The 255-nt window shown below is 62.4% G+C and carries 1 protein-coding gene; it reads right to left on the bottom strand.

From position 1 onward, the window contains the following. Positions 1–255, bottom strand: a 255-nt coding sequence (locus EU800_RS26480) for a DDE-type integrase/transposase/recombinase (RefSeq protein ID WP_129636394.1), incomplete at both ends; no start/stop codon positions are given.

Below are 255 nucleotides of genomic sequence, written 5' to 3'. Positions count from 1 at the left end.
ACTCGACAAAGGCGTTCTGCATCGGCTTTCCAGGCGCGATGTAGTGCCAGTCGATCCGCGTTTCCTGGCACCATCTGAGCACGGCCATACTGGTCAGTTCCGTGCCGTTGTCGCTGACAATGCTCCTGGGCCGTCCGCGTCGTGCCGTGATCGCCGTCAGTTCGCGGATGACACGTAGCCCGGAGAGAGACGTGTCTGCGACCAGCGCCAGGCATTCGCGGCTGAAGTCATCGACGATGGCCAACACCCGGAACC

The organism is Tropicimonas sp. IMCC6043, assembly GCF_004146235.1.
GTDB lineage: Bacteria > Pseudomonadota > Alphaproteobacteria > Rhodobacterales > Rhodobacteraceae > Tropicimonas.
This window is presented reverse-complemented; position numbering and strand designations above follow the sequence as displayed.